Genomic DNA, 15,756 nt, shown 5'->3' with positions numbered 1-15,756 from the left:
GGGGATGAACCTGCCGGAACTCTGTATCCGTCGGCCGGTGATGACCACGCTGCTGATGGCCGCCCTGGTCATCTTCGGCATCGTGGCTTATCCCAAGCTGCCGGTGAACGAGCTGCCCAACGTCGATTTCCCGACGATCAACATCAGTGCCAGCCTGCCGGGTGCCTCGCCTGAGACCATGGCATCGTCGGTGGCGACGCCACTCGAGGCACAGCTGTCCACCGTGGCCGGCATCGATTCGATGACCTCGTCCAGTTCGCTGGGCTCCACCACGATCACGGTGACCTTCGCGCTGGATCGCAGCATCGATGGGGCGGCCCAGGACGTCCAGGCGGCCATCTCCGCCGCGCAGCGCCAGTTGCCCCAGGACATGCCGACCCCGCCGACCTATCGCAAGGTGAATCCGGCCGACGCACCCATCCTGTTCCTTACCATGCAATCGTCCACGTTGCCGTTGTCCACCGTGGACGACTACGCCGAGACCGAACTCGCCCAGCGCCTGTCGATGGTCGACGGCGTGGCCCAGGTCAGCGTGTACGGCTCGCAGAAATACGCCGTGCGCATCGCGGTGGACCCCGACCGGCTGGCCGCCACCGGCATCGGTGTCGACCAGATGGCCGCGGCGATCGCGTCCGCCAACGTCAACAAGGCCACGGGCTCGCTCAACGGCAGCCGCCAGTTGCTGTCCATCCGTTCGGACGGCCAGCTGATGCGCGCGGCGGATTACGCCCAGGTGGTGGTGGCGTACCGCAACGGCGCGCCCGTGCGCCTGTCCGATATCGCCGTGCCGCGCGACAGCGTGCAGGACGACCAGAAGGCCAGCTGGTTCAACGGCACGCGTGCCATCACGCTCGCCATCCAGCGGCAGCCCGGCGCCAACACGGTGGAAACCGTGGATCGCATCCTCGCGCTGCTGCCGGATTTTTCACGCACGCTGCCGCCTTCGGTGAAGTTGGACGTGATGTACGACCGTTCGGTGTCCATCCGCGACTCCGTGCACGATGTGCAGTTCACCCTGGTGCTCGCGGGCATCCTGGTGGTGCTGGTGATCTACCTGTTCCTGGGTAATGCGTCCGCCACGCTGATTCCCGCCGTGGCCCTGCCGATCTCGGTGCTGGGCACGTTCGGGGCCATGTTTGCGCTGGGCTACAGCCTGGACAACCTGTCGTTGCTGGCGCTGACACTGGCCGTCGGTTTCGTCGTCGACGATGCCATCGTGATGCTCGAGAACATCATGCGGCACATCGAGATGGGTGAGGCGCCTTACGAGGCCGCGATCAAGGGTGCCACCGAGATCGGCTTCACCATCTTCTCCATGACGCTGTCGCTCGTGGCGGTGTTCATCCCCGTGATGTTCATGGGGGGCATCGTGGGGCGCCTGTTCCACGAGTTCGCGGTGGTTATCAGCGTGTCCATCCTGATCTCCGGGTTCGTGTCGATCACGCTGACGCCCATGCTGTGCAGCCGCTTCGTCAAGGCGCACGCACACGACAAGCGCAGCCGTGTGGTGATCTGGTTCGATCGCGGGTTTGGCGCGGTGTCGGACGGCTATACGCGTACGCTGGCCTGGTGCATGCGCCATCCGCGCGTGGTTTTGCTGGTGTTCGCCGTGAGCCTCGTGGCCACGGGTGTGCTGTTCGTCGTCACCCCGAAGGATTTCATTCCGGCCGGTGACAGCGGCCAGCTGCGCGTGACGACCGAAGGGCCCACGGATATCTCGTTCAGCGCCATGTCGGCACGACAACAGGTGCTGGCGAAGATCGCCAAGGACGACCCGAACATCGAGGCGGTGATGTCGAGCGTCGGTGCCGGCGGCGCGCGCGCCACGGTTAACGCGGGCTCGCTCTTGCTGCGCTTGAAGGACCCCGCGGCACGCGGACACACCACCCCGGACGAGATCATCCAGTCGCTTCGCAAGCGCTTCGCCGACGTGCCCGGCATCCGTGCGTATATACAGAACCCGCCGGCGATCCAGGTGGGCGGTCGCCAGTCGAAGGCGCAATACCAGTACACGGTGCAATCGACCGACCTGAATGCGCTGTATGCCTGGTCGGGCAAGCTGGTCGCGGCGTTCCAGAAACTGCCCGGCTTCCAGGACGTCACCACCGACCTGGACCTCAACAGCCCGTCGATGGTGGTGACGGTGAACCGTGACAAGCTGGGCCCGCTGGGCCTGACGATGTCGCAGGTACAGACGGCCCTGGGCGACGCCTTCGGCGAGAACCAGATATCCACGATCTACGGCGCGGCCACGCAATACTGGGTGATCCTGCAGGTGGAACGTCGCATGCAGGACGATCCGGCGGTGCTCTCACGGCTCTACGTCACCTCGGACACGGGCAAGCTGGTGCCGTTGAGCACCGTGGCAAAGTTCGAGCGCAAGCCGCAGGTGCTCACGGTCAATCACCAGGGGCAGCTGCCGGCCGTCACCGTGTCGTTCAACCTCGCGCCGGGCGTGTCACTGAGCGATGCCGTGCAGCGCATCCAGCGTGCGACCACGGCGATGAACCTGCCGGGTACGCTCAGCGGCAGCATCCAGGGCACGGCGCAGGCGTTCCAGGACTCGGTGAAGGGCATGGGGCTGCTGTTGCTGCTGGCGGTGTTCGTGATCTACCTCGTGCTCGGCATCCTCTACGAGAGCTTCATCCATCCGTTGACGATCCTCTCGGGCCTGCCTGCCGCCGCCGTCGGCGCGTTGCTGACGCTGGTGCTGTTCCACGCGTCGCTGGATCTGTTCGCCTTCGTCGGCATCGTCATGCTGGTGGGCATCGTGAAGAAGAACGCGATCATGATGATCGACTTCGCGCTGGAGCGTCAGCGCGACGGCGGCGTCGCGCCACACGAGGCGATCTTCGAAGCCTGCCGCGTCCGTTTCCGGCCGATCATGATGACGACCATGGCGGCCTTCGCCGGCACGCTGCCGATCGCCCTGGGTATCGGCGCCGGCGCGGAGACGCGCCGGCCGCTGGGTCTGGCTGTGGTCGGCGGCCTGGTCGTGTCGCAGATCCTGACGCTGTACCTCACGCCCGTGATTTACCTCTACATGAACCGCCTGCAGGACCGTCTGTCCTCACGCCGCGGCGCTCCTGCGGATGCCGCCACCACCCCGGCCGCTGCTGTAGGAGCGCACGATGTGCGCGAAAAAAATTCACGATAACCTTTGATCGTGCGCGCCAGCTTCGAGGTTCGGCCTCAAAACATGTCGCGCACATCGTGCGCTCCTACGTGTGAGGGTCAGTCGTGCGCGCCGTCGCTGGCGAACGCGCCGGGGGCCGAGCCGAAATCGCCGTTCGCCTGCGCGGCCATGTACGCGAATGTGGCATACACCGCCACGTTCTGTGCCAGGGCCTTCGGGTCGATCTTGTCCAGCGTGTCGTTGGCGTTGTGGTGGTAGTCGAAGTAGTCGGTACCGTCCTGCGTAAGCGACAACGCCGCCATGCCCTTCGCGTGCATCTGCGAGAGGTCCGAGCCACCGCCGCCGGGCTTGCTGGCGTCATATGTAACGCCGATGGGCTCGAGCACCTTGGCGATCTGCGCGATCGCGTCGCGCGCTTCCGGCTTCACGCTGGCGGTCATGCGCCAGATGCGGCCCGCGCCGAAATCCGACTCCGTGCCGAGCTGGAACTTCGCCACATCCTTCGCATGGGCTTCGGCATACGCCTTGCCGCCCCACAAGCCCATTTCCTCGTTGGCAAAGGCGATGACGCGGATGGTGCGGTCCGGGCGTTGCGGCATGTCCTTGATCAGCTTGGCGGCGGCCGCGGCGATGGCCACGCCGGCACCGTCGTCGATCGCGCCCGTGCCGAGGTCCCAGGAATCCAGGTGACCGCCGATGGCCACGACCTGGTCGGGATGCTTGCGGCCGGTGACTTCAGCGATGACGTTGGCGCCTTCATACGTTCCGGCGAAGCCGACGTCCAGATCCAGGCGTAGCGTCACCGGTTTGCCTTCCTTGAGGATGCGTTCGAGCTGGTCGGCATCCGGCAGGGACAACGCGGCGGCGGGAATCGCCTGCTTCGGATCGGTGAAGCCGGTCACCCCGGTATGCGGCGTGCGGCTGTGCGGGTCGGTGCCGGCGGAGCGCAGCAGGAACGCCGCGGCGCCCATCTTCGCCGCGAGCACCGGGCCGCCGGTACGCGTGGCCGAACCCTTGCCGTAGTCGTGCCCGTCCTTCTGCTGTTGCATATGCGTGGACACGTAGACGATCTTGCCCTTGACGCTGGCGGGGTCCGCGCGCTTGAGCGCTTCCAGGTCGTCGAAGCCCACCACGTCGGCGGTCAGGCCGCCCGCAGGCGTGCCCGCTGAATACCCCAGCGCGGTCAGCGCCAGCGGCTGCGGGAACGGCGACACCACCTGGGCGTGCTCGCTGCGGCGCTGCCACAGCGGGTAGCTGACCTTCTCGGTATAGACCTTGTCGAAACCCATGGCCTTGAACTTCGCCACGGTCCAGGCGACGGCGCGCGCATCCGCGGCGCTGCCGGCCAGCCGTGCGCCCACCTCGGTGGTGAGGCCCGAGACGAAGGCATAGCCGGTGTCGTCGTTCATGGCGCGGTCACGCAGCTGGCTGGCAGCGGCGACGGCGTTGTCCGGGATGGCGGTGGCCTTGTCGGCGGCATGGGCGGAGAAGGCGAGTGCGACGCACGCGGCAAGCGCGTGCAGGCGGAACATGGAACGCATGGTGACCCCCGGGACGGTAAAGGTCGATTATGACCACGTCACGGGGTGCGCCCGCGTAGGTCGGAAGTCATGGGCCGGGTCGACGTGCCCGGCGAGGCTAGGACTGCGGCAAGGCCACCACGACGCGCAGGCCGCCCTCCTTGCGATTGCGCAACACGATGCTGCCGCCATGGTCCAGCACGATGGCGCGCACGGTGGCCAGGCCCAGGCCGATGCCGCCGGTGTCCCGGTTGCGCGAGGATTCGAGCCGGAAGAAGGGGGCGAAGACCTGCTGCTGCATGGTCTCGGGAACGCCCGGGCCGTCGTCGTCCACCTCCAGCAGGCACTCGCCATGGCCGGCGCGCAGGCGCAGACGGACGCGCTGCCCATATTTCAGGCCGTTCTCGACGAGGTTGACCACGGCGCGACGCAGGGCGACCGGGTCGCCGTCCAGCGTGACCGGCGGACCGGGCACAATCGAGACGTCGTAGCCGACATCGACCAGATCGTCGGCGACGCTCTCGACCAGGAGGCGGAAATCCAGCGGCTGCCGCTGCGTGCCCAGCGAACGGTCACGCATGAAATCCAGTGCCGCCGAGATCATGGTCTTCATCTCGCGCAGGTCGGCATCCACCTTGCTACCCAGCGGCTCCGGCAGTCCATCCAGACGGAACGACAGGCGTGTGAGCGGTGTGCGCAGGTCGTGCGCGATGGCGGCGATCATGTGCGTGCGCTCGTGCAGCAGGCGATTCACGCGCCCCTGCATGGTGTTGAAGGCATCCACGGCGCGCCGCATTTCCGGTGGGCCATCGCGCGGTACGGGTGGTGCACCGGTATCCGCACCCAGGCGTTGCGCCGCCTCCGCGAAGCGGTGGATGGGCGCGGACAGCGCGTGCGCGAACCACCAGGCCAGCGGCAGCAGGACCAGTACACCGGCACCCAACAGCCAGACTAGTTCTTCCTGGAGCAGGTTAGGGAAGGTCTCGCCCGGAACCCGCGCGACGCGCCAGCGCCCATCGGGCTGCTGCCAGCCGACCACCGAGGCGGCGCCCAGGGTCATCCGCATGCCGCCGCGGTGCCGGTCCATGCGACTGTCGGTGGCATAGACACGGAGGACATCGGGATGCACGCGCAGCAGCATGGCCAGGCGTGGCAGCAGGTGGGCCGACAGGCGCGCGTCCGTGCCGTCCGGCGCCACGGGCGCCGCCGCCTGCGTCAGTACGTCCAGATCCGCCGGTATCGGCGGCATGAAGTCCGCGCCCGGTGGCAGCATGCGCCGGTCGTCGCCGCCGGCGGCGTTCATGGCACGCGCGTCGGGGGTGGCCCCCGGGCTGGCGACACCCGCCGGGTCCGGCGGCATGTCGTCCATGCGCAGGGCGGCTACCACGTCGAACAGGCTGGCGATGGGCGGCAGCATCGGTGGTCGCCACGCAAGGATGCCCAGCCCGATGCCCGACGAGACCAGCAGGGCGCACACCGTCAACAGGAAGGTGCGCACGAAGATGGATGGTCCGGCCCCTCGGCTCACAATCGGGTCACCTTTGGCAGCAGCATGTAGCCCTCGCTGCGCACGGTACGGATCATTTCTTCCTGCGCCCTGTCGTTGAGCTTGCGCCGCAGCCGGCTGATCTGCGTGTCGATGGCGCGGTCGTACACCTCCGCGCGGCCGCCATGGACCAGGTCGAGCAACTGGTCGCGGCTGAGGATGCGCTGCGGGTGCTCGACGAACGCGCGGAGCAGGGCGAATTCGCCATCGGACAGGTTGATGAAGATGTCCGTGGGATCGCGCAGGTCGCGCCGCGTGACATCCAGCCGCCAGCCGGCGAAGCCGTACGGGCGTGCTTCCTCGGCATGCACCGCGTCACCCCGGCTGCTGCGACGGAGCAGCGCACGTACGCGGGCCAGCAACTCGCGCGGGTTGCACGGCTTGGCCAGGTAATCGTCGGCGCCCACCTCCAGGCCGATGATCCGGTCGGTGTCGCTGCCCAGGGCGCTGAGGATGATCACCGGAGGCCCCTTGGCCGCGGCGAGCCGCCGCGCGGCGCTCAGTCCGTCCTCGCCCGGCATCATCACGTCCAGCACGATGAGGTCGGGTCGCTCGCGCTCGACCGCTGCGGTCATGGCCGCGACGTTCTCCGCGGCACGCACGCGATAGCCGTGGCCGCCGAGGAAGCCGGTGATGAGCTCGCGCAGTTCGGGATCGTCGTCGACGACCAGGATGAGGGGATGCAGGTCCATGGACATGGGAATTAGATACCAGACGCGGGGACGCGGCGTTTGCCGACGCGGCAAAAGAACCGACACACAACGGACACACAGCGACATTCTTCCGTGACGCCAAACGCTTAGCGTAAGCCAACGCACACGCCATCCAGGGAAGACCATGAAGCCGCTTGCCGCGCCCCCGTGCCCACTTCCCTATCGGAATCGCCGCCTTGCCGTCCCTATCGCACGTTCTTGCCGAGTCGCCACCCGTCGACGAGGGTATCGCAACTAATCGCCTGCTGGCCCGCCGCTTCTGGCAGGCGCTGGTCGAGCGCGCCCCCAGCCGCTTCGAGACCAGTGCATTGATCGACGGGTATGCCGGGGAACGCCTGCGCCTGGGCGTCTTCCGCCACACCCCGCACGTGCTGACCGAGAACGCACTGCCCCCGGAGCACCGGCAAGCCGTGTTGCTCAGCCTGCAACTCGACGGCCGCGCACGCATCGAACAGCACGGCCGCCATGGCGACCTCGCCGCGGGCGACTTCTGTCTCATCGACCTGTCGCGGCCGTTCCGCCTGGAGGTCGGCCGGTGCACCGTGCAGGCGATCCATCTTCCGCTGGTGGCCCTGCGTGACGCCATTCCCCGCCTGGCCGACGTGGCGGCCATCGGCTTGCCGGGACACCTCGCCAGCGTCGGCTTCCTTCGTGTGTTGTTTCAGGAAATGTTCGCGCATCCGGCGGGCCTGACCGACGCGTTGGCCGACCGGCTGGCCGATGCCGTTCCGCATCTTCTTGCGGCAGCACTGGAATCGGTGGGTGCGGAAGGCGACGCCTTGCCTCGCCTGCGTCACTATCACAAGCGTCAGGTACGCCAGTACGCGCGCGAGCACCTGGCCGATCCCGAGCTGTGTATCGACATGATCGCGAAAGGCGTGGGCCTGTCGTCCAGCCACCTGTTCGACTTGTTTTCCGACGAAGGCCTGACGCTCATGCGCTGGGTGCGCCTGGAACGCCTGGCCCGCTGCCAGCGCGAGCTGGCCGATCCGCGACTGCGCCATCGGAGCATCGCGCATATCGCGCATGCCTGGGGCTTTGGCGACATGACCAACTTCAGCCGCTGCTTTCGCGATCACGTAGGGACGTCGCCGCGGCGGTTTCGCCAGGCCGCCATGCTCGGCCCGATACCCATGCTGGATGGTTCGGACGTCCAAACATCCAACGAATGACCGAATGATGCGGCAGTTTCCGCCGAATGGGTGCATGTTCTTAACACTAGATTGATGTCGTGGCCATGCGGCCACGCAACGTTCCGCATCGAACCACACGCCATGGGCAGTGGGGGAGAGCGCCTTGCCGGGCGCGCGCCTCGTGGCGTCGCACATCCTAAATTTCGGGGAGAGTTCCACAGTGAAGAATCCGACATCCATCCGGCTCAGCCGGATCAGCCTCGCGCTGGCGATGGCCCTGGGCAGCACCGGCGCCCTGGCCCAGTCGACCACCGGCAGCATTTTCGGCCAGGCGCCGGCCGCCGAAGGGGAAACCGTCCAGGCCAGGAGCAGCTCCGGCGTCACCCGCGAGGTGACCGTGGGTAGCGACGGCCGTTACACCGTGGGCTCGCTGCCCCTGGGCACGTATACCGTCTCCCTCGTGCAGGGCGGCAAGGTGGTGGACACCCGCAGTGACATCACGCTGCGAGTAGGCTCGGGTACCGAGGTGTCATTCGCGGCCGCCAGCGGTGCCACGACCAGCCTGGGCGCGGTCACCGTGTCGGCCAATTCGCTGCCGGCTATCGACGTGTCCAGCGTGGACGCGCGCACCGTGATTACCTCTCAGCAGCTGGCCCAGCTGCCGCTGGCGCGCAGCGCCGAAGCCATCGCGCTGCTGGCACCCGGCGTGGTGCCCGGCTACAGCGGCTTCACCAGCGGCACGACCGGCTCGTCGCTGGTGTCGTTCTCCGGTTCCTCCGTAACCGAGAACGCGTATTACCTCAACGGCTTCAACACCACCGACCCGCTCAGCGGTTTCGGCGGCATCAGCCTGCCTTACGGCGCCATCGACCAGCAGGAGATCCTCAGCGGCGGCTACGGCGCCGCCTACGGACGATCCGATGGCGGCGTGATCAGCCAGAGCGGTAAGCGCGGTACCGACGAATGGCACTTCGGCGCGCAGGTGCAGTGGACCCCGGCGTTCGCCCGCGGCACCAGCCCGAACAGCTACTACGTGACCGGCGCCAACGACGGCGAGATCTACCGTCGTTATTCGCAGAATAAATCGTGGGAAACCACCGAGAGCGCCTATGTCGGTGGCCCGCTGATCAAGGACAAGCTGTTCTTCTTCGCCGCGGTGGAAGGCGACAAGCGGTCCGGGGACAGCGTGGGTGCCGTCACCTCGTCGTACAACACGCAGTACCAGTACAGCAATCCGAAGTGGTACGCCAAGGTCGACTGGAACATCAACGACAACAACATCCTCGAGCTGACCGGCGCGTCGACGAAGACCTCGTACAAGGGCAACCTGTACAACTACGACTACGACACCAGGCAGACCGGCGACCTCAACAGCTTCGACACCTCGACCAAGAACAGCGCACAGGTGTCGATCGCCAAGTACACCAGCTATATCACCGACGACATCACGCTGACCGCCCTGTACGGCAAGCAGAAGATGACGTATTTCAGCCAGACACCGGGTTACGATCCGACGCTGACGTACATCAACGGCTCCGAGTTCGAGAACCCCGCCCTCACCGGCGGCACGCCGATCGTCAATTCGCAGACGGTTCTCACGGCGAACAATCCCGACCACCGCGCCACCAGCAACAACCTGCGCCTTGACCTGTCGTGGAAGCTGGGCGACCACACCATCACCGCCGGCATCGACAACCTCAACTCGCACGACATCGACGATGGCGAGACGGGCAGCGCCTGGCTCTACGGCTTCGGCGACCCGGCTACGCCGATCAGCGGCACGCCCTTCGTCGCCGCGCCCAACACGGGTGCGGGCGGCGAAACGGGTTACTACGTGTCCAAGTACCTGTACAGCACCTCGGCCTCGGTGCGGGTGAAGCAGCGTGCCCAGTACATCGAAGACAGCTGGCAGGTGGACGATCGCTGGCTGGTCAAGATCGGCCTGCGCAACGATCAGTTCACCAACTACAACCCGGACGGCGATGCCTACCTGCGCATGACCAAGCCGCAGTGGGCGCCGCGCCTGGGCTTCAGCTGGGACGTGCATGGCGACTCGTCGCTGAAGGTGTACGCCAATGCCGGTCGCTACTACCTCGCCATGCCGGCCTCGGTGGCGCTGCGTGCGGCGGCGGGCTCGCTGTACACCAACCAGTACTACACGTACACCGGTATCGATGCCAACGGCAATCCGACGGGTCTTACCCCGCTGGCTTCGTCCACCGGCGGCGCCGTGTCGGCCAACAACGAGTACGGTCAGGCACCGGATGCGAAGACGGTCGCTTCCAGCAACATCCGTTCCGAGTACCAGGATGAATACCTGCTGGGCTTCACCCAGCAGATCAACGCCGACTACGTCTGGGGCATGAAAGGCCAGGTGCGCAAGCTGCGCAACATCCTCGACGATATCTGCGATACGGGCACCATCGCGGCCAAGGCCGAGGCACTCGGCTACGACATCGATCCGACCACGCTCAACGGTTGCTACCTGTCCAATCCTGGCCGGGCCAACACCTACCGTGTCGTCAATCCGGCCGGTGGCTACTACAGCATCGACGTGACGAAGGAAGACTTCGGCATGCCGCACGCCAAGCGTAGCTACTACGGTCTGGAGACCTTCCTCGAGCATCCGTTCGACGGCACGTGGCAAGCCAAGATCGACTACGTGTACTCGAAGAGCTACGGCGACAGCGAAGGCCAGGTCCGGTCCGACATCGGCCAGTCCGACGTGTCGGCGACGGTGGACTGGGACTTCGGGAAGCTGATGGAGAACTCCAACGGCCTGCTGTCCAACGACCGCAAGCACCAGCTAAAGATCTACGGCTCGTGGCAGGTGGCGCCGGAGTGGATGCTCTCCGGCAACATCGCATTGCTTTCCGGTACGCCGAAGACGTGCCTGGGTTACTACGGTGCGGACGAGAGCAACCCGGTGGGCTACGGCAGCTATTACCACTACTGCGGTGGCGTGGCTTCCGCCCCCGGTGCGGCGGGTCGCCAGCCGTGGCAGCACATCGTGTCCTTGTCCGCCGAATACCGTCCGGTATGGGCTGACAAGAAACTTGGCTTCAACGTGATGGTCTACAACCTGTTGAACGAGTCGGTGGCGACGTCCACGTATGCCCTCTACGGCAACAGCAAGGCGCTCAACACCAACTACGACCGCATCAATTACTTCAGCACGCCGCGTTACGTCCGCTTCGGGATCAACTACGACTTCTGATCGGGCGTTTGGCTAGGTCATACCAACAATAAGCGCCGCGAGTCCCCCGACTCATCTACTGCGGCGCAACGATCTCCCCAGATAAGGCCGCCGGGCTCCCACCTGGCGGCCTCTTTTTTTTGTGCGTGGCGTTGGGCTTGGATCGCGGACATCGTCCGCTCCTACCGCGCGCGCATAGGCTCGGTGGCGGGTTAGGCGCGCGGGGGTTGCTGCTTGAGCAGGTCGCGGATTTCCGTGAGCAGCACCACGTCGGCGGCGGGAGCGGCGGGTTTGGCTTCTTCGCGGCGGGTGAGGCGGTTGATGGCCTTGACCACGAGGAAGATGGCGAACGCGATGATGATGAACTGGATCAGCACGTTGATGAACACGCCGTACTGGATGGCCACTTCGGCGGTCTTGTTCGCGGCGTCGGCAGGTTTGAGCACCCATTTCCAGTCGGAAAAATCGATGCCGCCGATCAGCCAGCCGATGGGCGGCATGATGATGTTGTCGACCAGCGACGTGACGATCTTGCTGAAGGCCGCGCCGATCACGACACCGACCGCCAGGTCGATCACGTTGCCGCGCAGGGCGAATTTCTTGAATTCCGCGACGATGCTCATGGGTGGTTCTCCTTGGGGGCGGGACGTCGAACGTAGAAATTAACGGTCGGGATGTAAGGAGTTCGCGAAGTCACACCCGGCGGCGTCGGACCCGCCGGTCTTGCGGACTCAGACCACCCGGCCTTCCAGCGTGGCGATGCCTTCGAGTGTGGCCCGGAAACGATCGCCTCGCACCAGCGCGGCCACACCGGCCGGGGTGCCGGTGTAGACGATGTCGCCTGCCTTGAGTTCGAACAGCCTCGACAGCGCGGCGAGGATCTCGGGCACGCCCAGCACCATCTCGCCCAGCATCGCCTGCTGGCGCAGCTCGCCGTTGATCTCCAGCGCGATGCGGGTGGTAGCGTCGGGCGAGACCTGATCGGCGGGCACCAGGGCGGAGACCGGTGCGGAGTGGTCGAAGGCCTTGGCGACGTCCCACGGTGCGCCCTTGGCCTTGGCCTGGGCCTGCAGGTCGCGGCGGGTCAGGTCCAGGCCCACGCCGTAGCCCCAGACCGTGGCGGCGGCCTGCTCGGTCGTGAGGTTCGAGCCGCCCGAGCCCAGCGCCACGACCATTTCCACCTCGTGGTGCAGGTCGTTCGTGGCCGAGGGGTAGGGCACGTCGGCGCCGTCGGTGACGAGGGCGTCCGCGGGCTTGGTGAAGAACATCGGATTGGCGGCATCGACCGAGGCGCCCATCTCGCGCGCGTGGTCTGCGTAGTTGCGGCCGATGCAGAAGACGCGGCGGACCGGGAAACGTTCGGTGCGCCCCGTGACGGGGATGCTCGGCGAGGCCGGCGCTGGGATGACGGTAGGCATGGGCAAAGGGTATCAGGTGACAGATGTCACGGCGGATGGCTGATGGGCGGAAGTGGTGCGGGTGCCACCCGGGCCGGATGATCGTGTTGCCGATCCGCATTGCCAGGGGCCAGGGAACATGAAAGCGAATGCCGAGCTGCTGCGCCAGCTCAAGATCGACCGGTCGCAGAAGGAATCGCCGGGGAGCGAAAACGGCAAGCCGGCGCGTATCGTCGGGTGGCTGCTCGGCATCGTGGTGGCGCTGCTCGCCCTCGGTGCCGTGGCCTGGTTCGTCGTTGCCCGGCGGCCTGTCGAAATCCAGCCTGCGCCGTCCCCCGCCTCGACCGCGACCGTGGCGCCGTCCTCTGCCGCGGACGTCGGCACCGTGCTGCAGGCCACCGGCTATGTCACCGCGCGTCGCCAGGCGACGGTGTCGGCACAGATCACCGGCACGTTGACCGAGGTGCTGATCGAGGAAGGCGACCGGGTAAAGAAGGGCCAGGTGCTGGCCCGGCTGGAAGACAACGCGCTGCGCGCCAGCCTCAAGGCCGGCCGTGCCACGGCCGCCGCGGCGCACGCCGGCGTCGCGCAGAGCCAGGCGCAGCTCGACCAGTCGCTGCGTGACGCGGATCGCCAGGAGGCGCTGGTCGCTCGCGGGCTGGTGTCGAAGCAGCAGGCCGAGCAAAGCCGCACCCAGGCCGCCACGTATCGCGCCCAGCTCGACACCTCACGCCGCCAGGCCGACGCGGCCGATGCGCAGGTGGGCGTGGGCCAGGTCAATCTCGACTACACCGTGGTGCGCGCGCCGTTCGATGGGGTGATCACCGACAAGGCGGCGCAGGTCGGCGAGATTGTCTCGCCCCTGTCGGCCGGTGGCGGCTTCACCCGTACCGGCGTCGGCACCATCGTCGACATGGATTCGCTGGAGATCGACGTCGATGTCAACGAAGCCTATATCGGCCGCGTGCGGTCTGACATGCCGGCCGAGGCCGTGCTGGATGCCTATCCGGACTGGAAGATCGGCGCCCATGTCATCGCCATCGTGCCCGCGGCCGACCGCGGCAAGGCAACGGTGAAGGTGCGCGTTGCGCTGGAGACGAAAGATGCCCGCATCGTGCCGGACATGGGTGCGCGCGTCTCCTTCCTCGAACGCCGCGCGACACCCGTCGCTGCCACCGCTGCCATCAGCACCGCTCCCTCCACCGCTTCCTCGCCCTGACCGTCCGGAGAACCTTGCCATGACTACCCTGATCGACATCCAGGACCTTTCCAAGGTCTACGAACGCGGCCGGCAGAAGGTCGAGGTGCTGCACGGCGTGAACCTCACGATCGAGGAGGGCGATTTCCTCGCCCTGATGGGGCCGTCCGGCTCGGGCAAGACCACGTTGCTGAACCTGATTGGCGGGCTGGATACGCCGACCTCCGGCAGCCTGGCCGTGGCCGGGGAGCGGATCGACCGGCTGGGTGCCGGTGCGCTGGCCCGCTGGCGCGCGGCGCACGTCGGCTTCGTCTTCCAGTTCTACAACCTCATGCCCATGCTCACCGCGCAACGCAACGTCGAGCTGCCGCTGTTGCTCACGAAGCTGACCGCCGCGCAGCGACGCACGAACGCATCGATCGCCCTGCAACTGGTGGGGCTCGACGATCGCGCGTCGCACAAGCCGTCGGAACTCTCGGGCGGCCAGCAGCAGCGCGTGGCCATCGCCCGCGCGATCGTCTCCGATCCCACGCTACTGGTATGCGACGAGCCGACGGGCGACCTGGACCGACAGTCCGCCGAGGACATCCTGGGGCTGCTGCGCGAGCTCAACCGCGAGCACGGGAAGACCATCGTGATGGTGACCCACGATCCGAAGGCCGCCGAGTATGCCAACCATACGCTGCATCTCGACAAGGGCAGCCTCGTCGATCACGCCGCGGCCTGACCGAGGAACTCCGCATGAAATACATGCACCTGATCTGGGCCGCGTTGTTCCGGCGCAAGACGCGTACCTTCTTTACGCTGGCGTCGATCCTTGCGGCCTTCCTGCTGTTCGGCATGCTGGATGCCACGCGCGCCGCGTTTTCCTCCGGCGACAGCGTAACCGGCGTGGACCGCCTGATCACCGCGTCGCGTTATTCGATCATCCAGTCGCTGCCGGCAAGCCTTTCCACGCGTATCCAGACGATCCCCGGCGTAAAAGCCGTGGGCGGGTCCAACTGGTTCGGGGGCATCTACCAGGACCCGAAGAACGTCGTGCTCAGCTTCGCGGTGAGTGACAACTACCTGGACATCTACCACGAGATCGACCTGCCGGCGGATCAGCGCAAGGTGTTCGAGGCCACGCGCACCGGCGCCATCGTGGGCGAGGCCCTGGCGAAGCGCTTCGGCTGGAAGATCGGCGACAAGGTGCCGCTGCAGTCGACCATCTTTCCGCAGCGCAACGGCGACAAGACCTGGCCGTTCGATATCGTCGGCATCTACACGCCGGCCCGTGGCGCGGCCAATGGCACCGATCAGCAGTTCTTCTTCCACCACAAGTATTTCGAGGACGCCAACGCCTTCCGTAGCGTCGGCACGACCGTGGGCTGGTACGCCGTGCAGCTGACCTCGGCGGACAAGGCCGACAGTGTCGCCAGGGCCATCGACGCGCTGTCCGCCAACTCCGATCACGAGACCAAGACGCAGACCGAGCAGGCGTTCAACGCCTCGTTCGCCAAGCAGCTGGGCGATATCGGCCTGATCGTCTCGGCCATCATGGGCGCGGTGTTCTTCACCCTGATCCTGCTGACCGGCAACACCATGGCGCAGGCCGTGCGCGAGCGCACCAGCGAGCTGGCCGTGCTCAAGACCATCGGTTTTTCCAGCCGCAGCGTGCTCGGCATGGTGCTGGCCGAGGGCATCCTGCTGCTGGTGCTTGGCGGCATGCTTGGCCTGGCCCTGGCGGGCATCGTGGTGCCCATCGTCGCCAAGGGCAGCGGCGGCATGCTCAATCTGCCGCCCATCGGCTTGCAGACCTGGCTCACGGGGCTGGCGCTCATGGTGGCGATCGGTGCGCTCGTCGGCGCCTTGCCCGCCCGCCGCGCCATGCGTCTCAACATCGTCGATGCGCTCGCCGGGCGCTGAGGAACCGTC

Annotated in this window: 11 protein-coding genes; 6 read left to right on the top strand and 5 right to left on the bottom strand. The window is 66.6% G+C overall.

Annotation, left to right across the window (positions count from 1 at the left end):
• The first annotated feature begins 4 nt into the window (after positions 1–4).
• The gene (locus ACVKN3_RS04500) at positions 5–3,157 is read left to right on the top strand and encodes an efflux RND transporter permease subunit (RefSeq protein ID WP_354513880.1); all 3,153 of its coding nucleotides are present in this window, start codon (positions 5–7) and stop codon (positions 3,155–3,157) included.
• A gap of 77 nt (positions 3,158–3,234) precedes the next feature.
• Here the strand turns inward: ACVKN3_RS04500 and ACVKN3_RS04495 are convergent, their stop codons facing one another.
• The 3 genes from ACVKN3_RS04495 to ACVKN3_RS04485 all read right to left on the bottom strand — a co-directional run bounded on the left by ACVKN3_RS04495 (position 3,235) and on the right by ACVKN3_RS04485 (position 6,894).
• Complete coding sequence (locus tag ACVKN3_RS04495) at positions 3,235–4,668, bottom strand: M20/M25/M40 family metallo-hydrolase (RefSeq protein WP_456991464.1); 1,434 nt, start codon at positions 4,666–4,668, stop codon at positions 3,235–3,237.
• Positions 4,669–4,774: 106 nt separating this feature from the next.
• Positions 4,775–6,184, bottom strand: a complete 1,410-nt coding sequence (locus ACVKN3_RS04490) for an ATP-binding protein (protein WP_285405195.1) — start codon at positions 6,182–6,184, stop codon at positions 4,775–4,777.
• Complete coding sequence (locus ACVKN3_RS04485) at positions 6,181–6,894, bottom strand: response regulator (RefSeq protein ID WP_036143505.1); 714 nt, start codon at positions 6,892–6,894, stop codon at positions 6,181–6,183. Before ACVKN3_RS04485 ends, ACVKN3_RS04490 begins: the two co-directional genes overlap by 4 nt.
• 197 nt (positions 6,895–7,091) lie before the next feature.
• Between ACVKN3_RS04485 and ACVKN3_RS04480 the strand changes: the two genes are divergently transcribed.
• Complete coding sequence (locus tag ACVKN3_RS04480; protein ID WP_285405197.1) at positions 7,092–8,087, top strand: helix-turn-helix domain-containing protein; 996 nt, start codon at positions 7,092–7,094, stop codon at positions 8,085–8,087.
• Between the two features lie 232 nt (positions 8,088–8,319).
• The gene (locus ACVKN3_RS04475) at positions 8,320–11,265 is read left to right on the top strand and encodes an outer membrane beta-barrel protein (protein WP_456991461.1); all 2,946 of its coding nucleotides are present in this window, start codon (positions 8,320–8,322) and stop codon (positions 11,263–11,265) included.
• Positions 11,266–11,456: 191 nt separating this feature from the next.
• Here ACVKN3_RS04475 and mscL read toward each other — a convergent pair whose 3' ends face one another.
• Together mscL and ACVKN3_RS04465 are read right to left on the bottom strand one after the other, a co-directional pair.
• Entirely contained in the window at positions 11,457–11,867 is a 411-nt protein-coding gene (mscL, locus tag ACVKN3_RS04470) for a large-conductance mechanosensitive channel protein MscL (protein ID WP_036137856.1), read from the bottom strand.
• 108 nt (positions 11,868–11,975) lie between these two features.
• Entirely contained in the window at positions 11,976–12,662 is a 687-nt protein-coding gene (locus ACVKN3_RS04465; RefSeq protein ID WP_354513886.1) for a fumarylacetoacetate hydrolase family protein, read from the bottom strand.
• Positions 12,663–12,780: 118 nt separating this feature from the next.
• Here ACVKN3_RS04465 and ACVKN3_RS04460 point away from each other — a divergent pair, with 118 nt between their 5' ends.
• Genes ACVKN3_RS04460 through ACVKN3_RS04450 form a run of 3 tightly spaced genes read left to right on the top strand, consistent with a single transcriptional unit; the run spans position 12,781 to position 15,747 of the window.
• On the top strand, positions 12,781–13,860 hold the full coding sequence (locus tag ACVKN3_RS04460) for an efflux RND transporter periplasmic adaptor subunit (RefSeq protein WP_354513888.1): 1,080 nt from the start codon (positions 12,781–12,783) through the stop codon (positions 13,858–13,860).
• A gap of 19 nt (positions 13,861–13,879) precedes the next feature.
• Entirely contained in the window at positions 13,880–14,566 is a 687-nt protein-coding gene (locus tag ACVKN3_RS04455; RefSeq protein ID WP_354513890.1) for an ABC transporter ATP-binding protein, read from the top strand.
• 14 nt (positions 14,567–14,580) lie between these two features.
• A complete protein-coding gene (locus tag ACVKN3_RS04450) occupies positions 14,581–15,747 on the top strand; it encodes an ABC transporter permease (protein WP_354513892.1) in 1,167 nt (388 codons plus the stop codon).
• Positions 15,748–15,756 lie beyond the last annotated feature (9 nt).

The organism is Luteibacter sp. PvP120, assembly GCF_054055715.1.
Note: the sequence above shows the minus strand (reverse complement) of the source record. Positions and strands in the feature narration are given on the sequence as shown.